The organism is Paenibacillus donghaensis, assembly GCF_002192415.1.
In the GTDB taxonomy this organism is placed as follows: domain Bacteria; phylum Bacillota; class Bacilli; order Paenibacillales; family Paenibacillaceae; genus Paenibacillus_AQ; species Paenibacillus_AQ donghaensis.
Map to the genome: position 1 here is coordinate 254,149 of NZ_CP021780.1, position 21,227 is coordinate 275,375.

Annotated in this window: 13 protein-coding genes and 1 pseudogene; 8 read left to right on the top strand and 6 right to left on the bottom strand. The window is 40.5% G+C overall.

All coding sequences use genetic code 11. The features are described 5' to 3' along the window. Positions 1–55: 55 nt before the first annotated feature. The 4 genes and pseudogenes from B9T62_RS41135 to B9T62_RS41610 all read right to left on the bottom strand — a co-directional run. Entirely contained in the window at positions 56–187 is a 132-nt protein-coding gene (locus B9T62_RS41135; protein WP_281257675.1) for a hypothetical protein, read from the bottom strand. A 571-nt stretch (positions 188–758) separates the two neighbouring features. Further along, positions 759–1,700: a tyrosine-type recombinase/integrase gene (locus tag B9T62_RS00895; protein WP_087913550.1), complete on the bottom strand. Its 942-nt coding sequence runs from the start codon at positions 1,698–1,700 to the stop codon at positions 759–761. Beyond that, positions 1,697–2,707: a tyrosine-type recombinase/integrase gene (locus B9T62_RS00900; RefSeq protein ID WP_245864291.1), complete on the bottom strand. Its 1,011-nt coding sequence runs from the start codon at positions 2,705–2,707 to the stop codon at positions 1,697–1,699. Before B9T62_RS00900 ends, B9T62_RS00895 begins: the two co-directional genes overlap by 4 nt. 8 nt (positions 2,708–2,715) lie before the next feature. Next, positions 2,716–2,829: pseudogene (locus B9T62_RS41610) on the bottom strand (transposase); the annotation flags it as partial. A 914-nt stretch (positions 2,830–3,743) separates the two neighbouring features. Between B9T62_RS41610 and B9T62_RS40380 the strand changes: the two are divergent. From B9T62_RS40380 to B9T62_RS00935, 8 genes are all read left to right on the top strand, one after another. Continuing rightward, positions 3,744–3,998 (top strand): TetR family transcriptional regulator, encoded by a 255-nt coding sequence (locus B9T62_RS40380; protein ID WP_245864292.1) that lies wholly within the window; start codon positions 3,744–3,746, stop codon positions 3,996–3,998. Positions 3,999–4,084: 86 nt separating this feature from the next. Next, positions 4,085–4,249, top strand: coding sequence for a hypothetical protein (locus tag B9T62_RS40385; RefSeq protein WP_245864293.1), 165 nt, complete (start codon positions 4,085–4,087; stop codon positions 4,247–4,249). Between the two features lie 179 nt (positions 4,250–4,428). Then, positions 4,429–4,716 (top strand): RNA-dependent RNA polymerase family protein, encoded by a 288-nt coding sequence (locus B9T62_RS40390; protein WP_245864502.1) that lies wholly within the window; start codon positions 4,429–4,431, stop codon positions 4,714–4,716. A 343-nt stretch (positions 4,717–5,059) separates the two neighbouring features. Then, positions 5,060–7,966: a PD-(D/E)XK nuclease family protein gene (locus tag B9T62_RS00915; RefSeq protein ID WP_087913553.1), complete on the top strand. Its 2,907-nt coding sequence runs from the start codon at positions 5,060–5,062 to the stop codon at positions 7,964–7,966. Continuing rightward, positions 7,959–11,198 carry a UvrD-helicase domain-containing protein gene (locus B9T62_RS00920; protein WP_087913554.1) on the top strand — a complete coding sequence of 1,080 codons (3,240 nt, stop codon included), beginning with the start codon at positions 7,959–7,961 and terminating at the stop codon, positions 11,196–11,198. Before B9T62_RS00915 ends, B9T62_RS00920 begins: the two co-directional genes overlap by 8 nt. 210 nt (positions 11,199–11,408) lie before the next feature. Continuing rightward, positions 11,409–12,470, top strand: coding sequence for a restriction endonuclease-related protein (locus tag B9T62_RS00925; RefSeq protein WP_087913555.1), 1,062 nt, complete (start codon positions 11,409–11,411; stop codon positions 12,468–12,470). Then, positions 12,467–15,550: a pPIWI_RE_Z domain-containing protein gene (locus B9T62_RS00930; protein WP_087913556.1), complete on the top strand. Its 3,084-nt coding sequence runs from the start codon at positions 12,467–12,469 to the stop codon at positions 15,548–15,550. The genes B9T62_RS00925 and B9T62_RS00930 overlap by 4 nt, the downstream gene beginning before the upstream one ends. After that, the gene (locus B9T62_RS00935) at positions 15,547–18,033 is read left to right on the top strand and encodes a pPIWI_RE module domain-containing protein (RefSeq protein WP_087913557.1); all 2,487 of its coding nucleotides are present in this window, start codon (positions 15,547–15,549) and stop codon (positions 18,031–18,033) included. Before B9T62_RS00930 ends, B9T62_RS00935 begins: the two co-directional genes overlap by 4 nt. Before the next feature lie 264 nt (positions 18,034–18,297). Here B9T62_RS00935 and B9T62_RS00940 read toward each other — a convergent pair whose 3' ends face one another. Both B9T62_RS00940 and dgt read right to left on the bottom strand, forming a co-directional pair. Further along, on the bottom strand, positions 18,298–18,915 hold the full coding sequence (locus B9T62_RS00940; RefSeq protein ID WP_087913558.1) for a hypothetical protein: 618 nt from the start codon (positions 18,913–18,915) through the stop codon (positions 18,298–18,300). 63 nt (positions 18,916–18,978) lie between these two features. Next, the gene (dgt, locus tag B9T62_RS00945) at positions 18,979–20,424 is read right to left on the bottom strand and encodes a dGTP triphosphohydrolase (RefSeq protein ID WP_087913559.1); all 1,446 of its coding nucleotides are present in this window, start codon (positions 20,422–20,424) and stop codon (positions 18,979–18,981) included. Positions 20,425–21,227 lie beyond the last annotated feature (803 nt).

Below are 21,227 nucleotides of genomic sequence, written 5' to 3' on the forward strand. Positions count from 1 at the left end.
AGACGTACCCGTTAGCATCTGGAGGAGAAGAAAATGAAGGTTATGAAGTACCTAACTACTTGAGTTTTCTAAGTTCACGTTCGATGCTTTTCTCGAGATTCCGTGTTAACTCTCTTTCGAATTTCTTTAGGTCGCTCTTAAGTTGTGCTTTTGAACCACCAACACGAATTTTCATGGTCTTAGCCATAATATCACCTCCTTTAGTAATGGCTAATTAATTGCTTACTTTGCTTTTTTGTCTGACTGAGACAGAACAGAACCTGCAAGGGAGAGAGTTACTTTACTAGAACGCGGATTTCTAAGAGCTTTAGAAGCAACCGCAGTCATCTTACGAGACGACGTTTTTCGTGTGATATTGTGTTTGTAAACATTTTTTACGAATATTTGTTCTGCACATCTTTATTAACAGCTTGTCCACAGATTAAATGTTTGTTATTCATAATATTACATTTTGAGCAGGTTGAATAATAGATACCATAGAATTTGAGGTAGGATGGAGTCATATATTATGATGAGGAATATTAAATGAGCTTATTGATCATATAAAAAGCACTGTGGTCTCAATTTAAGAGAACACAGTGCTACTTCGCTTATACAGCTTCGAATGGTTCGGACTAGATCAATCATAAGGAAAGATTTTCAGAAGGCATAGAACCATCAGAGTTTATTAAAAATGCAGTATAAACACATCTTCTCCAATTTCTTATTTAAAAACGTTGTAATTTGAGACATCGTTTTCACACATTAAAACATAAAGGTTATGAGTCGCTATCACCGGTCCAAACTAGAATCTCAGCTAGGTCGTACAATGGCGGAACATATCGTAGCGTTGTAGACATTATTTGATGTCCAAGCTGCCTTTGAATCGCAATCATATCTATTCCGGCTGATTGCATAAGATAACCGGATGTGCGCCTCAAATCATGTGGAGTTACGACGCGGGATAGCTTTGCATCCATGCACAAATTTTTTACGATTTTTAGTAACGAATTCTTAGTCAATGGATATTTTTCTCGGAAAAATAAAGTGTCATTACCTTTTTGTGCCCAAGCGGTATAGTTAGGATGGTTCATATATCGTTTAAGCTCCTCTGAAAGAGCAGTAGTAATGCTCGTGGAACGAGGTTTCCCTTTTTGACCCTCTTGAATCAATACAATCCTGCTCTCCAAATTGACGCTCCTTGGAGAAAGAAATCTAACTTCTGTATTTCTTATACCTGTAATTAGCATAAACCAGATTAAAACAAACTCTTGGTGAAAGAAAGGATCCTTTTTTAATGCGGTATTAAGAAGAGCAAGGCATTCTTCTTTCGAAAGAGCGGTGTTTTTAATTGGCCGATCGTAATAGGGATTGGGATAATCCACCATAGGGTTATGCAGGATTAATTCCATATCATACTGGAATTTAAAGAAATTTTTTAATGCACTGATCGCATTGTACATCACATATTTCGTTGCCTGAAAATCTATACGAAGGTACTCCACGTATTGGTCAATAAAATATTCCTGAATGGGACGAAAAGAGCCAGGATGGCTTTGACTTGCGTGAAATTTGTCGAAATCAAGTTCACCCTCAAACCCCCTCACTTGCAAATAATTTCCGAATCTACGTAATTGAGTTGTAACATGGGGCTTCGCCGTAACCTCTGTATGCTCGTACCAAAATCTATAGTATTTAGAATCCAATAGAATATTGTTCATTTACTAACCTCCTTAAAAAAGTCGGTAACTTTTAAATTTGCTAGCGGATGTTGGTTAATCACTTTTACAAGCATACTGTCGAACAAATTGAGATAAACTAAGGTTGAACTAAGCCATTTATGTCTTAGCAATTGCTGAATCGTGTATGGATCCACACCAGACTCCAGCAAATAAAGAGCAAAAGAATGACGAAGGGAGTGGACAGATAGCTGATAAACATTTTTGTCATCATCAGTGATTGTTGAAGACTGATCTATGAGGTTTGAGAGCATTTTCTGGACAGTACTCTCATTAATGGGGGTTTTACCTTGATTGTTGGAGAATACATATAGCTCAGAGTAGTTGGGCAAATCTTTTAAAGCGCCAAATCTGAATTTCACAAATTGAGTGAGTAGTTCAAGGGAGAAATCAGTAATTTTAGATGGGGTTTTAAATTCTTTTTCACCTTTTGAACGAACGTAAATATCTTTTGTTTGTGGCTTTATATCCCCGATTTGAAGAGTACATAACTCACTGAGACGAATTCCTGTTCCAAGGAATGTCCATAGAATAACAAAATTTCGGTAGGATTCACGACCTAATCTTGCAAGCATAATTAGCTCATCAATCTGTTCTTTAGTAAAGGCGCGGGGGAGATTTCTTTTGTCAACCTTAACCTTTAATACCCTCTTAATTTTCTCTATGTTATCTTCATAAAAATGATCAAGAATGGTTCGCAAAAAGTTTCTTAGAAATGCAGCCTTTTTACTTCGTGTATTTTTATTTTGCACAGTTAATAAGTAACTACTTAAAAATTGAGAGGTACAAACCGATTTGAAATCTGGATCTTGATTAAAATGTTGGCTGCAGAACTTAATGAACAGATTCATTTCATAGCGGTAGGCTGTTTGTGATAATTTTGCAAGTTCAGTAAAGGAAGCGCTTGAATAATAAAATTCGACAGCATCTTGAAGTAAAATAGGTCGTCTTTGCTCCACAAACGAAATCGGGAATACACGGTTTTCCAAGGACCAAAACGTTCAGGCAAATCACGCCAAGGAGCACCTGTTTTTACTTTCCAAAGCATTCCATTCAGCATGACTCGATTCGACTTCGAGGGTCTGCCTTCTCCTGTGTTTTCGGGCGTCAATAGATGTTGTATTCGTTACCATTCTTCGTCCTTGATTTCGTGGCGTCTTAGCATCTTTTTACAATCCCCTCGTGAGTTCTTTCTTGTGAAATTATGCTACGGTTTCGCTTTTGAAGCAATATCTAGTTTTCAGACACGCCCTAATAATATGGAAAAGAAAATAAAGGAATGGGATTCATGCAAGCCTATTGACGTGACAGGAGCAAAGTTCTCTTATGTATTCACTCCGACCAGTCTTGGTTTGGTTATTTATGTACAGTGCGACATCTGTAATAGAGAACTGAATTTGACAGAAGATTGGGATTGAAACTTCAACAATTATTAACCTTTGTAAATCTGTTAGTTTTAAAAGCACCTAGAAATTAGACTTGTTCTAATTTTTTAGGTGCTTTTTGTTGCTCGGCGCGCCCAGAGGCACGCATTATCTAGTTGGAGAAAGTCCAACCAAATGAGGGCCCACGCCACCTTTGTAGCTAGGATGCTTGCGCATGGCGAAATCTGTGTGTAGAAGCGCACCGACAAAAGTGCTGGTCAGAGAGCGGGCGAGCTACAGCCCAGGCCGTAACATCAAGTGAATCCTGCCGCGTCGTCAAAAAGGCCCTGCGAAGGGGAACAGAGGATGCCGAGTCCCGCTTGCATGGACGAAGGCAGAACTTGGAACAACAGTGAAGAATCCTACAGCGTAGCAGGATCGACATAGGTTGAAAGATAATGCAGTGAACTGGGAAGACCCTCCCCCACACGGATTTTTTTAGAACCCGTAAAGAGACACTCTATAAGTCTAGAAGATGAAATGAACCGTCTGTGGGAAGGGAGTCCGAGGGGCTCACAGTACCGAAAAACCTAAGGACAACATAACCTTAGGGAGGGAAGGAGCCCTGCATTGTTTATGCTTTTGGAGGAGGTACGAGTGAGTGAATGCCAATCGGCTAACGACTCCCAAGGGAAAAGTTCAAGAACTCCAAGAAAAGCTAGGTCATGCGGACAAGGAGAGCAACAAGCGTAAATCCCATGCCCTGTGCGATAAAGTCTATCGGTGGAATGTGCTACGCGAAGCCTGGAAACGGGTGAAAGCGAACAAGGGAGCAGCCAGAGTAGATGCCGTGACGCTCGCAGATATTGGGAACAAGGAGAAACAAGTTTCCTCAAGGAATGTGAGCGAGAACTGAAAGAAGGCAATTACCATCCGCAGGTCGTCCGGCAGCAATATATCCCGAAGAATGATGGGAAGCCAAGACCGCTGGGCATACCCACCGTGCGCGACAGAATCATACAAATGGCAACGAAACTCGTGATTGAACCCATCTTCGAAGAAGTATCTTTCGGATTTCGCCCGAAGCGAAGTGCGAAAGGAGCGCCGAAACGAATTCGGAAAGCCTGCAACCACAAAGGGAATTGGGTAGTCGACGTCGATATCTAAGGTTTCTTCAACAACATTAATCAAGAGAAGCTAATGAAACTGTTGCAGATGCGTATCAATGAAAGGCGGATACTGAAGTTAAGAAATGGCTACAAGCGGAGGGCATGGAAGAAGGAAAGGTGAGGCGCTCCGGTTTAGGCACACCGTAAGGTGGTGTCATCTCACCACTTCTGGCGAATATCTATCTTAATTATTTTGAACGACTATGGGAAGAACATGGAAGTGGGATTGGGGAGTTGACGATGTACTCAGACGATTTTGTAGTAGTCTGTAAAACGAAAAAGGATGCCGAACATGCGTATGAACTTATACGTAGAATCATGAAACGTCTGAAACTAATCCTACACCCGAACTATACGAACTACAGCCAAAAGAGGTTAACCAAGTTGGACTGGTATATTCTGCAGAGATTAATCCGGTGGTACTCGAAGAAGACAAAGTGGGAGTTTGATGAATTCATTATCTGAGGTCAAGTAGATTGCCAACATGTATGGATTAAAACGCTATTGTGATCTGCATGCCAATAAATTACGAATATCGGAAAGCCGTATGAGGGAAAACCTCACGTACGGTTTGATGAGGAGGGGCTGGTATAAAACCAGCCTTTTACTCTAGATTAATGGACTTCTTTAAGCTGGTTAAGGCACAATATACGAACTTGTATGTAGTAAAGCAAGCGTGAAAAATTTAGGTGGACTATTTACTATAGTAACGATGAAAAATTAGAAGTTCACAGAAATATACAATGAGGTTAGGCAGGAACTGATTATAATAAATCGAAATATACAAGTTAGGAAGGATGTGGTTTTATTGAGTCTAAATTGGTTTTCTGATTTATTTGAAATATGCAATAACGATCCGTTTCGTAAAAAAATTCTCTTCGTGGATCATTATGATCAAGGTGACCAATGGTTGAACCAACTTACAAAGGAATACGGACCACTTCTTGGTGTGGAAACTGAAACGTTAAGATCACTTATAGTAAAGTGTACAAAACTGGGACTTGTTCAACGAGGACTTCGTCTTTTGAATAGTAAGCAGACGTTCTGGGTTGTCCAGAATCTTATGATTGAAATGGCAGAGCGTTTAAATATGTACATACAAGCTGACATGGTTACCCCTGGTATCGTTCGAAGCTTTCATCACGCAATTGAAGAGTTACGTGGGGCAGGAGTTTGCGCTTCTAAGCTTTCAATCACTGTTTTTGAATATGAGCAAAAAGGCCTCTACATCACTGAACTTCTTTCTTTATATGAACAGTGGCTAGAACAAAATCATTTTTCTGATTTTGCGGGTTTATTAGATTATTTACCGGAAACGGCTGAGACGAATAATCATCTATTCATCTGTAAGGACATGGAGCACCTTTCTTCTGTCGAGCAAGAAATGCTGAAGCGTATTGCTGGAGATAGACTGATTATTCTTCCACAAACTGGATCTTTTTTGTCATCTCTGCAGAATAAGGCACCTATTACAGTACAGTTGTTCCAGGCTACAGGAACTTTAGCGGAGATTCGTGAAGCATTCCGACGTATCTGTAATAAAGAAGACTCTTTTGATCAAGCGGAAGTCATTGTTTCTAATTATGAAAATTATAGTTTAGCGATATTCACACTCAGCCAAGCATTGGAAATTCCCTGTACCTTTTCTCAAGGGTTACCCGTAATTTATTCTAAGGTCGGACAGGCAGCGCTTGTTTATCTCGAATGGTTGGGATGCAATTATGATGTGGAATGTATACTTAATGCATTAAGGCATGATATCTTATCATTTCATCATTTTGGGGACAATGTGGATCAGACTGATCTCATAAGTACTTTAGAGCAAAGTGGAATTGGATGGGGAAGACAACGATATTCTATGTTAGAAGTATCAAGTAATACTGTGTTAAGAGGAGTGAATGGTGAATCAATAGGGATATTAAGCCGGATATTTAAGGGAGTGTTTCAAAAACTGCCTGATTCACGCCAAGAGAAGTGGACTCCTTTGGTGATTTTGCACTCGTTAATGGATTTCCTTCAAAAGTACGCAGTTCCGTCCAGTGAAGCCGATTCGCTTGTTAAAACTGAGTTGACTGCTCAAATAAAAATGCTGGAGCTTGTTTCCCCACGTACATTGTCTAGTGAAAGTGCACTGCGGTATGCGATAGACATGGTAGAGGGGGTTCGTATCTTAGTTGGCGGACCTACTAGTGGGAAACTGCATATTTCTTCGCTTCATGATGGCGGCATATCAGGAAGAAAGCAGACATACATGCTGGGCATGAGCAATGAAAACTGGACGTTGCAGGTCCGGCAAGATCCCGTATTACTGGATATGGAACGCAGGAATATAGAAGGGCTGCTCTTATCTGCTGAGCGGACAGAATGTATTATTCGTGAACGTGAGACCCGATTAGAGATGTTGTCAGGAGCAGTGACGTTAAGTTATTCCAATTACGATCCGGCAGAAGAGAAAGAAATCATTCCAGCCTTTATGTTGTTGCAGGTTGCAAGAATAATTACGAATGATTCTCAAATGGATCTGACAGGATTAGTACGGGTACTTGGGAAACCGTTTGGTTATATGTCGAGTGGCACAAATGAAGAGCATTTACTAGATGGGGGGGATCGTTGGCTTGGAAGGTTCCATGCAGAGGGGAGATTGCAGGATGGGCTCTATTCATTAAGCCAGTCCTTTCCATTTACAGCTAAATTGAAACAAGCAGAAATGCAAATCAGAGAGGAACTGCTGTCAGAGTATGAAGGGATTATTTCGACAGATACCTTTACAGTTAGTTATTTAAACAATCCTGAGGTATATCTGAGTGTGACGCAACTCGAAAAATACGCAGAATGCCCAAAAAGGTTCTTCTATTCTCATATATTAAAGGTAAAGGACAGGGGAATTGCTGAATATAATCGTGCCCAGTGGCTGGATGCAGCCAGCAGAGGCAGTTTGCTGCACCGAATCTTTTACCTCTATCTTAAAGAAATGTCAATAGAGTTTACATATGAGGATAGACCTAAGCATAATGAACAGAGACTTCAGGAAATTACAGAGCAGGTCATTCGTGAGTATGAAGTGAAAGTACCACCACCGACTCCACCTATCTTTCATAAAGAATGTGACTCGTTGCAACGTGATGTTTCTATTTTTTATCAAATGGAGCAGAAATCCCAGGGGCGGCCACGCTTTTTTGAACTCGAATTGGCCATTGACGGACAACCTATGAGTGTCAGGTTGGATAATGGGATTGTGATCAGAATGAAGGGATTTGTGGACAGGGTCGATGAGATCGGGCCACATTTGTACAAAATTTACGATTACAAGACAGGAAGTCCGACAAAGTATGATGAGAATGAATATTTCTCACAGGGGAGGCAGTTGCAGCATGCTCTATATGCTGTAGCGGTTGAACAGTGGCTCCGGGAGACGGGGCAAGATGTGGAGGCGCGTGTTATAGAATCAGCATATTATTTTCCAACGGAAAGAGGTAAGGGAGATGAAGTATCCCGGATTCAAAATAAGACGTCCGAGCTAGCGGAATTGGTGGGATATCTATTAACTTCCATGGAATCGGGGACTTTTGTTACAACTACAGACTCAAAGCGATGTTCCTATTGTGATTATGGAGCAGTTTGCAATAATGATTCGGAATGTACAAAGGCAAAATGGAATCTGGCCCCTAATTCTCTACGACTAGAACATATCAAGGAGGTCGAGCGTTTTGGTTGATGATCAGACCGCCAGAGAGCGAATTGCATTGAGATTAGATCGAACAATGCTAGTAGAAGCAGGAGCTGGTTCTGGGAAGACGACATCACTGGTTAGCCGGATGATTGCTCTAATCGAATCTGGGAACTCAGTTGCCGGGCAGATTGCTGCTATTACGTTCACTCGGAAAGCAGCAGATGAACTGAAAAACAGATTCAGACTGGAACTTGAGCGAAAGATACATAATGCTATAGAACCGCAGAAATTTCTGCTGCAGAGGGCATTAGAGGAGATCGATCAGTGCTATATTGGCACAATTCATTCTTTTTGCGGCAAATTACTTAGAGAGAGACCTATTGAAGCAAGACTTGATCCGATGTTTCGTGAGATTGAAGAAGACGAAGCCAGCTTATTACAAGACCAATGCTGGGATGAGTTTCTAATGAATTTAATCGAGAACGATCAGGAGTATCGGATAGAGGAGCTTGCGGCACTGCAAGTGAACGTAGAGGATCTACGTGAGGTATATAAACGTGTATGTGGATATACTGATGTACACATTGAGACGGTTGAAACTCCAAGACCTGATTTCGATCGTATTCGGCTTACTTTGCCTCAGATGATTGAAGAAGCGTGGGTTTATATTCCAAAGAAGAAACCAGTACAAGACTGGGATTCGCTACAAATCATGGTTCGTAACGGTAAAAGAGCACTTATGTTACATGGGCTTGATGATGATATGCGTGTCCTGCAGCTTGCATTGATGTTTGAGCGAAAAATCAATATAACCTTGAACCGATGGACAGATAGCGTGATGGCAAAGGAATATAAAGTGATTTTTCCTGAGTGGCAAAACCGCATCTTATCCCCATTTCTTTGCGCTTGGCGAGAGCATTTATATCCCCAATTGATTCATTTTGTCAAACCAGCTGTTGCTTATGGTGTAAGTAAGCGAAACGAATTAGGCGTGTTGGACTTTCAGGATCTGTTGATGCGAGCGACAGCTTTACTCCGTGAACATGAGCATGTACGGCGTTTTTTTGCTGATCGTTATACGCATCTGTTTATAGATGAATTTCAGGACACCGATCCCATTCAAGCAGAGCTTATGTTTCTGCTGATAGGTGATGACCCAAGTGAAGGGAATTGGAGACGGATTACACCTAAACCTGGTTCATTATTTGTTGTTGGGGACCCCAAACAGAGTATCTATCGGTTCCGGCGGGCGGATATTTCAACCTATAATTGGGTTAAAGACAAGCTCAGTTCATGCGGTGAAGTTTTGCAGCTAAGTGCCAATTTTCGCTCTGTTCAGCAACTTGGTCAATTTACAAATGACGAGTTTAAAACTCGTTTTCCGGGTATTGAAACGGAACATCAGGCTGCTTTTGTATATATGGATACTCAATCCTCTAATTCCGAAGAAGATGTGCAGTTGGGAGTTTACACGATGACTCATGAGAATATTACTGGAGGGCAGCCGGCGATTGCTGAGGTAGATGCAGACCGTGTCGCGCGTTATATTGCATGGGCTTGCAGCGGCCAACTAAAGATTCAGGAGAAGCAAATGGGAGGAGAAGGCGGCGTAGTTGTAAGGAACGCTTTACCGAGCGACTTCATGGTACTCATGAAACGAAAAGAGTTCATTCACCTCTACGCCGAAAAGCTAGAAAAGTATGGAGTTCCCTCGATTACGGCTGGAAGTTCGGCAAGGTATGAAGAAGTCAATGCGCTTGCTATGCTGGCAAATTGTCTTAACGACCCTAGAGATCAACTATCACTTCTAGCTGTGCTGAAAGGAATGTTATTCAGTTGCAGTGATAATGCTCTCTTCCATTATAAAATGCAAGGGTTTCCGATTACGTATGCTACTTTACCAAATCATTCTGAGGTTGGGAGAATAGCAACCCCAGTATATGAAGCACTGGTACGAATTTTAAAGTATGCGGATGTGATTCGGAGATTGCCGGCATTGGCGGCATTATTGCATATTATAGATGATCTGGGGGTACTTCCCTTCGCAGCAGTTCGTCAGACCGGCCGGGCACGTGCTGGAACATTGATTAAGCTGCTGCATTTGCTACAGAAGGACAGCCAAGTTACCGCAAGTTGGTCGGAACTGAGCAGATATATGATGCGGGTGATAAAAGAAGCGAAGCTAGAATGCGGTGATCTATTCGCAGGCGAGCAGGATGCTGTACGTATTATGAACCTTCACAAGGCGAAAGGGCTTGAAGCCCCAGTAGTTATGCTCGCTTGTCCTTGTGGAGAATCTGACCATAACATTGAAGAGCACGTGGACCGGGTGGAGGATTCCGCACGCGGATACTTCAGTATTAGGCGGAAAAGAGGGTATCAAGAGGATATGATTGCTCATCCTTTGGGGTGGGAAGAACTTGCTGAACGAGAGCGTCTGTATGTAAATGCTGAGAAGGAACGACTGCTGTACGTTGCTGCCACCAGAGCAAAGCAGATTATGATTATTAGCCGGTATCCGAAGAAGTCGGCTAATGATCCTTGGGGTAGTTTTACCAATGGAATTAAGGAGAATAGGGAGTTGTACGATCCGGAGGTTATGCCTGAGGTGCCTTTACGTTATGAAAAACTACATGATGAAAAGGCAGATGAAAATATTAGCCGTCAGTGGCGAAGCCGGCTGGCACAGCCAACGTATGAAACGACTTCGGTAACGAAACTAACAAAGTCCGGAGCCGTTCAGCCGCCTAGGCCACTTGCAGGCCGGGGTATGGCTTTTGGCAGTGTAGTCCATCGCTGTATAGAACTGCTGGGGAACGATGTGGAATCCGAACAGATGAATAAGCATATCCAGATAATAGCCGAAGAAGAGGAATTGAATGAAATGCTAATCCCTGACGTGCATGCGATGCTAGAGGAAGTGGTAAAACATCCACTATGGCAACGTGCACTGGTGGCAAAACAGCGGATTCATGAACTGCCGTTGCGCACGGTGAGGACGTCTGAAGTTCAGGAAAGTAAATCATCGCCAGCAGATACCAGAGCTAAGACTTTCTATTTGAAAGGCGTTATTGACTTTCTCTTTGAAGAGGAGGACGGTTGGGTGGTTGTTGATTTTAAGACGGATATTTATGAAGAGGGGCAGCAGTTGGCATTTTTAGAGTTTTATCGGCCGCAGGTAGTTGCTTATCGGGAAGAATTGGAGAGAGCGTTTGGATTGAGAGTGAAAGAAGCGGGACTTTATTTTTTGTATGGGAATGAGTATTGCCTTTTATAATATAGGGCTGTCAGGTCGCTCGATATATTGAAGATTTTCTGAGTGACCTGCTATAGTCTTATTTCAATAGCTAAATGCTTTACCAGTAATAGTAGAACTGAATAAGAAAGAGAAATAATTCCGTAAGGGAACGTATATTCGCTGACAGCCGTTGGTCACTTCTATTGTTTATCCTATACGTAAACTACTTCCCTAATAGGATGGTGCTCTATGGCTAAAACACATGACACTCTACTGTCCCTGATCACAGGCATCAAAAAATGGCAGGGTAATTATGGTAAGATTCCGGATGAGCTTTATAAGGGACTGCTGTTATTCATAGAACAGACAGTTGCTTCTAAAGCTCAACCTCCGGTTGATCTATATCATCTTCTGCAGATGCTTCATCGCCCCTCCCAAGAATGGGGAATCCCTGACCTCCAAGACTATTACCCTGAAGATGCTCCTTTGTTAGAAGAATTCATTGGCTTAACACCGGATGCTGATGAGTTTTTGAACCGTCATGTCTCCCCACAGGATGCTGAGCAACAGACTATGTATGAGATCCTGATGTACTGCCGAGAAGAAGGCCGGCAGCTTCAACAGGAGTATGCTCGCATTCGCACGTTTCTATCTAATCCCCGAAATGCCGTAGTTACTTCCTTTCAATTGTCCCAATTTGCAGATACTTTTCTAGAAATTCAACTAATGAATCTGATCAAACAATGTTATGAAGAAATAACACCTAGGGTGGCAAACTTTCGAAAATGCCCCCACTGTGGCTGGACCCTAGAATACAAGAATGACCGATGGCGTTGTAATAAGGAAGATATCTGCCATCTGCTTGCTGATTTTGAGCACATGAGTTTTTTTGATTTTGGTAGGGAAAGAGTATTGCGGCTTGTGCCCGGAATTCAAAGATTTGTACTATTGCCTGGAATATCTGAACTTAGAATCGCCGAACGATTGATTTATAAAGGGTATCAGGTCGAGCTCTATCCCAATGTGGATGAATATGATCTCTTGGTATCCGAAGATGGCAAGAGAGTATGTCTTGATGTCAAGGATTTCAGAGATCCACGGACGCTTGCTAATTTTTTCAATCATCAGAGTTCTGCCTACCTGAAAAAGTACAAGAGTAAATGCCTTATTGTAGTTCCGAATTATCGCAGCCAGCTCTTCGCATCTTATCGTGAACGAAGTATGAATCTGCTAAACGAAACTGCTCGGGAATGTATCGAAATGATCATGGAGAACGAAATTGAATCCACGCTGAAGAAGGTGTTTCTGTGAGGCAGACTTATTGGGAGCTTTCAGAAGGTATCATCAAGGCGTTTGAATCACTTCAATTGCGTAAATCTGAAATTAACCTTCTGGTGAGCATGGAGTTATTTATTACAGGCTGCACTTTGATCGATCCTAATCTATCCATCCATCAGGCGTGGTCAGTTCTGGTTGGTTACAATGAACCCATTCTGAAACATACAACTCGCTCGGATATCATTACCCGGCTGAGAATTCTATATCCTGAAATGAGAACAAAGAAAAATCTTCTGAAACGAATCAATGCTTATGGAGAAATTGGGAGTGAGTATCGGTTATACGAAATCAAGGAGGATGAAGGAGCTACTCGTATTGCTCCGCGTTATTTAATTGATCGTTCTTCTATCTATAACAGTATCCTTGGATACCCCATCCCACGTCAGTTGAATACCAAAACTTTTGCTAATGAAAAAGAGTTTACATACTCTCGAAGGATTCGAGGTGGGCAATGGATTACCTTCCACGGAAAAATCCCTGAATCTATGCTCTCCAGTGAAATCAAACCTCTGCCAGTTTATCGGCCTAAAAGAATATTTAAGTTTTCGGTCCCATATAACGGAGCTGTGTTAGCAACTGAGATGGATCAACTCCTGGGAGCATCGGCCATGTGGGTAAGTAGGGCTAAGTCTGTGTTTTTGGAATCGCTTGATGGTATGGATCTAGAATTTGTGTATCGAGGGAATCAACACATTGGTGGGGGGCTTGGAGCAGGGAAGTCGACTTTTATGATGATGGAAGCCTACCGGCTGGTAAAACACGAGGGTGCAAGGGTAGGCTTCATTGAAGGTAGTGTTATGCAGGCCCTTGAACGTGTCAAAGAATTGCGTAAGCTTGGAATACATGCTGTTCCTGTTATTGGAAGAACCTCTAGAAAAGATCATCTCAATAACTATTTGTTTGCGAATAGCAGTGGCATTAACGAGGTTAGTGATTGGCAGAGCCAGGAGTATGAGTCACTGATTCATTTATCAGATGTGTGTATCATTAAAGCTTTAGCTGAAGATTATGATCGGAGCAGTAGATATCCTTGTATCCAGTTGCAGCAAGACGATACATCTGTGAAATGCCCGCTTGCACATGCCTGCGGTGTATATAAAGATCTATCTTCCTTGCAGAATGCTGAGGTTTGGGTAGCTACTGCACCAAGTGTGCTGAAGACACGGATATCGGCAGTGATTGATCCTTTGGAAAGAACGGTTTACGAAGCTATGTATGACCTGCTGGATGTTGTTTTTGTAGATGAAGCGGATCAGGTACAGAAGCAGTTCGATGAGGCCTTTTTGACACAATACAATGTGTTCGGGGCAGCTGATGATATCTTTGAGCAGTTGAGGTACGAGTCTAATGAGCTAACTAGTGGTTACTATGGTCAGTACGCTGGTGATCCAGCCTTTATTGAATGGAACGATAGGCTTCGTATGCTGGATCAGATGATCTGGAGAATTTATAACAAACTGGAACTTTCCCAGACGCTTAGAAAAAATATTAGGAATAATCTGATTCGGGTGGCAGCAATGGCAGGCACACTAAGTGAAAAACTTTCTGATAATACCCAATTACAGTCAAAGTTATTTAAACGGTTTAGTGAGTATGCTTCAGACCCGTACAAAGATCCACTACTCTCAAGAATCGTTGATGAGATTGTAGATGCAGAGACTCCCGAGCAGAAGCAAAGACTTCTGGAGCAGAGCATAGTAAAAGTAAACGGAGTCCTCAAACCTACGGTGAAAGCAGAACTACTCTTTGCGCAGCTTGAATTCTTCTTGTACTTATGCAGAGCAGAGGAGAGTATCAAGTATATTTTAACTACGTTTCCTATGATTCAAGCTAAGCTTGGCCTAACGATTAATTTCTCACCTTTGTTTACGATGCAGAAGGATTATCAAGCATTTATGAAAGAAGCGATGACTGGGGTTACCTTGGGATATAAATATGATTTACCTGACAATGAGAAGACCGGGAAGTTCAAATTAATTGAATACACTGCTGTTGGTCGCCTGCTGCTTCATGATTGGCATAATCTTTATCAAGAATGTGACGGGAAAGCAGGTCCTGCGGTTGTATTTCTTTCTGGAACCAGTCATGCTCCGAAGTCGGCTCATTATGACTTGAAGACACCTTCAGAATGGTTGCTACGAGCAAACCGTCAAAGCTCAGTTATTCAGATGAATTATAAGTCCGTGCTTGATGAGGTTAATGGAGAATTCTATTCGGTGTCAGGTATTCGTGATCCAGAACAGAGAATTCAAAATTTAAGTGGGATGGTGCAGCATCTAAAGCCAGATATTGAATATGAGCTGAAACACTGGAGAACTGAAGGTAACAACAGGAGAGTATTGCTAGTTGTAAACTCTTATGATGATGTTGAAACAGTCTGCAATGCTTTTCGGAATGATCGAACTTGGACGGGCAGATATAAGGCGCTCTCAAGGGATGATGGTCACCAAGAAGATCAGTATTCCAGAGTATTGATCGAATCCTTTTATCGGGAACGGGCTGAGGTAATGATTGTACCTCTATTGTCCGTTGGTCGAGGATATAACATATTAGATAAGCAGGGAGAGGCCCTCTTCGGTTCAGTATTCTTTCTGGTTCGTCCTTACCCCATACCCAATGATCTGAATTATCTTGTTCAGGTCCTGCATGCGTATTTGCCAGAATATTTGCGTCGGATAGAAGGAAAGAACCTTTTTTACGATAAGGCGGTTACTAAGCTCCGACAAATTAGCAGCGGTAAGCTGGAGCATATGTATATGAAACCAGATTTCTGGTCGATCTTAAGTCCCAAAGAAAGAGAGATAATGGGGTGGTACACTTTTGTTCCGGTATGGCAGATGATCGGCCGTTTGCTGCGTGGAGGATTAGATGCCCGTGTCTACTTCTGTGATGCTAAGTTCAACGCTAAACCAGCAGGTAACCCTGAAGGATATTCGATGCTTGAAGTATGGGCAGCAATTATGCGCAAGAACAAGAAAGATAACATTTTCCAAAGTTTATATGGGCCCTTTAGCGAAGCGATTAATAATATGAATATGGGAGGCAGTATATGAACAGAATGGAGCTCTTTGCATTAGAAGTAAATGAAGCGGTATTCTATCATGAAACGATTCATGTCATGCATATGCCGGACAACTGGCGGAATTTTTTCATTACACAAACGACACCTCAAAACCACAAGCTTGCTTATAAGGTTGAACCTCTCTGCAAGAAGCTTAAGAGCATTTTTCCGGAGATTGTTCATGTGGACTTAAATAATAAAGTACTGCAAAAAGACTTGCCATGGATTGTTTCCACAGTGAGGATACCAGAGTCTCATATTAAAAAGCTCACACTAGGCTGGTTTGCACATTTGAAAGGATATTCAGAAGCGAATCTCCCGGAAGAGATTAAAGAGGCTGAGCTGGGATGGGAAACTTCTACTTTTAGTAAGCTTTATGAAACTATTGATAAATACCAATGGCTCCCTGGCTTGGCAGCTCATAAGTTCTGTGAAGAACTACGAACGGTTGAGTTAGGGCAAGGTATTGCAGAGGAGCTCCAGTTTCATCATACGATCTTTAATAACCAGCATGAATGTGTCTCTACTCCGATCAGGAAATCACCGAAACACGATCCTTTTTCCTATGTACTGAAGGTTGAACTGAAGAATCGTGGTGGGGATGCTGACAGACCGCTTATTCTTGTAACTGTAGGTACAAGGCGGTATTTGAAGAACGCACAAATTAAGGAAGCCTCCTGTTATTTAAAAGCGGATCATGCCTGTTCTGTTCTTGTGTCAGTCCGTAATCCGTATACGTTGCAAGAGAAGCTTTCTTTCTCACAGCTTCAGTTTGAGCGTCGTGCGGGTAGTGGACAGGGAACACCGCCTTTTGCAGTCTGGAAAACAGCTCTGGATGGCTTGTATTGGGATGTTCTGTACGAAAAATCCTTTCAACCGGATATGTTGCTCTCTAAACCTGGTACATTCCTTGAAGGAAATGGTGAAGTCACTGCTTATGTAATCAATCATCATTCTTTCAATGGCAAAGGTAACTTCGTGAAGTCAGGACTAGGGTTGTCGGAGAAAAGTGGTCTGTTTAATAAGTTTAAAGAAGTACTTGCTATGTATCATCTAACACCGTTATTTCATATTCCAGATATCCCTCGTAAGCGTATGAACGATATTCGGTTCCCTATTGTCGCACATCAAGCAGAAAAGCTAATTATTGAGGTTTATAGCAGTGAAGCAATGTTTAATGCAATGAAAGAAGTTTATACGACTGAACAAAAATCACTGGAAAATAAATCAATAATCTTTAACCGTCAAATTTCAGAGAATATTTATGATCTCAATTGCGATAAGAATGTAACCGTAGAATTCGTACACTGCAGTCCTGTTGAAATTGTAAGTGAACTAGAAGTTGTAATATATAAAGCTGATGTTGCCTTTATCAAGCGAGTGAATCAAATTAACAAGCTACTTAAGGAAGAACGGTCTTCCGGAGATCAGCGGACATTGGCATTAGTGGAAATTGCGCCTAAAGAAAACTGGAGCAAAGACGGTGATCCTAAGAGAGCTATAAGGGAAGGGATGAAAAAGGCAAGACGTCTTACTCAGTTCATACATCCTCTTACAGGAGATGAGAAGGGGGATACTGCTCGCATAATCAATGCATTATTTGATTTGCTAAATGATGCAGGCTTCCTAAGCAACAATGTGACTAAGCTAGATACGTACGGTCCAATTCTGTCATTCAATATTTTAAAAGCAGACAACAAGCATTTACCTGTCATATCGAAAATGGACGGTACAGAAATAATGTTAAAGATATTTGGAATTGATTCATGGCTCCCATTAGGAGAGGCGCCTTTTTATCTGGAGCAGGTCAAAATGTTGGACAATCCGGGCAAGTGGAATCAAAGCAAACAGGTTTTTCGGGATTTTATGATCAGAGCTATTGAGAATGAGCTTGGTCAAAATGTAAAGCAGCTAACAGTAATGATGAATGCGACGCTGAGAAAGGACTGGCTTCCAGTAATTAGAAATACTGACCTTATATATGATAAAGTCCCTTATCTGAGCGAACGGCTGGTAAATGATGCCCGTCTTAAGTTTATACGTGTCAATATGACGGATGATGTGCCGCAATATAGGATTATTGAAGATGATGCTGAAGAGAAATTCAACAAAGCTTCGGGGATTTTCAAAGATCCACTAGGGATATATTATGGTGTTGGTGGAAGGCCAAGAGCATGGTCTGGTGTGAGAAACGAGGATATCAAGTTCCTGTCACCTAGCAAGCAGCTACTTCAGCAGAAAGCAGTCGAGTACATTCCTCTGGGCGAGCTGGATGAGATGGAACGTGATGATCTAGCTAATTTAGTTGATCAACTGAGAAGAGTGAGCTTGAATTACGACAAGCATACAATTTATCCGTATGGCATACGAATTACTAGAGTACTGTCAAAATATTTAACCGGGGAAGAGAAGAATTATGATCCGGAGTTTGATGAGGGAGTAGAGTTATGGGAAGAAGCTGAAGAATTGGTGTAGCTTTTATTTTCATTTTATTGGCGCTTTACTTAATAATGTAACGTAACGATTCTTGATACCACTCAGGATCGCCGGTAAAGATTCAGTTATCCAAATTAAGAATGAACTTAACGCAGTTTGAGATATTCTTAATAGGGAGAACAAACATGTTGGGAAATACAGAAAGTCCTCTTTCATTATTAAGTAAAAGGGGACTTTACTATAGCACTTAATGTTTTATTTTGCTGGATTCAAATAAAAAAAGATTCACATTCTATTCTGTGGTTATTTTTTTCCATAATGTTTTAATTCGGCCTTTTTTAATTTTTCCTCAGGTTCAGATGTTACTGAATACCACGCTGAAATATAGTTCTGAACTTTTTCTGAAAATTCCAACCCCCAACATTCACGTATCTTGAAAGCACGAAGTACATTGATTTCAGGAGTAGGATTCATAGAAATGAAATTATCTTCAAGCGTAATGTCTAATAATTTTTCCGAAAGTGACTGGATAAAAATATCAGCATCCAATTCATGAGTAGTCATGTTAAAAGCAATAGCATCAAAATTATAGAAAGTTCCTTTTGATATATTAGAAAAACTCGAATTGTGAATTCCTTCTTTGAAGGCCCAATTATCATAGATTGACCAAATATCAAAGTCTAAGTTGTTTACTACAACTTTATATCCGCCAAATCTATTTCTACGAAAATCAAACTTTTTGAATACATTTTCAAGTTCGTTTTCAAGTTCGTTTTTATTTTGGTTGTCTATAATAAGATCAATGTCGCGAGGAGGAGAATCTTTGAAAGCGAAATCCCTTAAAGCCCCCCCGACGATAATAACATCACCCAACGTATTTAAACAATTAAACAGGTCGGAAACTTCTGAATATTCATTCATTAATTGGGATATCTGTTTCAAGGAGTTTTTAATAATAGCCTCGGATTTTATAATAAACCCCTCCTAGAGTGATATTCCTGTCAACCTTCTATAGAAGTCAAGGGCATACGAATCGGTCATTCCGCAAACAAAATCTGTTACTAGTAGAAGTCTTTCATAAACACTAGGTTCTTCGGGGTCTTCAATGTCTTTTTCAAAACAATATTTGTCCATTATATCTTTATAATTTCCTGATATCAATAAATAGAGTTTTCCTTCTTCAGTTTTTGGATCTTTTCGATTTTTGGAAACAACACAGGCAACAAACATTTCTAACAGTCCGCGGACAACCTTTCCCCCCGCATATTCTCGTAATACAATTTCTTTACTATCAAAGATAACATATGAAATCTCCTTCATTGCTTTACGAACGTTTCTTGCTTCAGAAGCCATAATAATATCTTCATCGAAATCTCCGTTTAAGATATCATCATGTCTTAATAAAAATTCTTTGACAACTGATTTAATCATAAATCCTTGTGCTTTAATTCTAAGATTTTGTACCGCATTATCTAGTCTGTCTGAACGCTTTTCTTCAACGTTTTTTTCATAGGAAGTAATAAAAGAAGATAAAATATCTTTTTCCTCTTCCGTCCCATTTTTAAGGTGTTTACTCAGCTTGTCCTGAATTATTTCGAAATCAAGTACTCTTTTTTTGCATCCATCCTCAATATCTGCAGCAGCATAAGCAATATCATCAGCAGCTTCTAATAAAAATGTAACAGGATGTCTATGTGTACCAATACCCGTGTATTCCCTAACCGCATCAAATCTTTTGGTTTCAGCTTGTAAGTATCCAAATTTTTTATAGCTAACCCCATATTTTTTTTCTGCTCTTGTTTGATCATCAAGGTTGCCTTCAATTGATGATCTTGGATATTTCAGTATACTAGCTAATGAAGCAGCTGAGAGGTTAAAACCATACTCATCAAAAAGATTATTTAATTTGGATACTAATCTAAAAGTTTGAGCATTACCTTCGAATTTAGTAAAATCAGCAAATTTTTGTGTGCCTAATAATTTTTTAAACATTAACCCATCATTCTTAAACCAGTTAGAAAAGAAGCCTTGTATTGCTGCTTCTCCATAGTGTCCATAGGGAGGATTTCCTAAGTCATGGATGAGTCCAGCCACCGCTAATAATGAGCCTAATTTACCTTTATGCCCTATATCAAGTAAACCATCTTTAATCAAACGACTTTCTATGCTGATCCCTAGGGATCTTCCTATTGTAGATACCTCGTGAGAATGAGTTAATCTAGTTCGCACAAAGTCACTATTATCTAAAGGGAAAACTTGTGCTTTGTCCTGTAGTCTTCTAACAGCGGAACTCGAAACAAGTCTGGAGTAGTCGTCGTCAAAGTCGTTTCTCAAGTCGTATTCATTATATAATGTTCTGTCTTTAACTTTTCCATCCCTTAAGCGAACTCCACTTAGAAGATTATTCCAATCCATTTTTGTGTTAGACATAATGAGTGCTCCTTTTATGTAGCTCTGTGATTAATTAAAGTGTTTTCGTTAAACAATAAGAAGTAAAACATTTCTTTATTCTTTTATATAGATTGAACTTGAAAAAATTCTATGCGATGAGGTGGTGGAGGGGTATTTTGTATCTTTAGGAGCGAGAGTGTCCACCTTTGTCTGCGGACTTCCAACGTAGCAACGGAAAATAAAGAAATCTGCAGACAATAGTGGACGTAAGTCCAAAAACTCTGGGGTCACGACCTATCCAAATAGAAAAATAACAAGTTCAATATATATTTAGACACCATGTAATTCCTGTACAACTAAGCGATTCTTCTTGAATTTTTATAACAGGCCTCTTTAAAATGCCTCTGTAAAAGGGAATACAAGCTAATATTTAGATTATAATAATGCGGTATTAATTTCTATGACAAAATAAACAGGAAAAAACAACTTTACTCTTATAACTATCTAACTGTGATTTTATTGTTTTAATTTCTATCCATTCTCGTTTTATGGACTGTTTAATAAGATAGTATAGTTCTAGTGTTTTTCTGACTGGCGGAATATATTGATGGATCTGACTAATGTGTTGTTCTGGAAAAGGCGTATTAATAAGATTTGTTACAAGTGAAGAGAAAGAAGAGAAACACACAAAAATGAGCTGTCCCGTGATTTTTAGGGCAGCTCATTTTTATGGAGAAGTTAAATAAGCAGTCATTAGTTTATTGAAGAATTTGGTGCTTAACTTTTCTTGAATCTGGTGTCTATTGTTTGTTCTAATCTTGGGCTTTATGGAGCGCACTGTA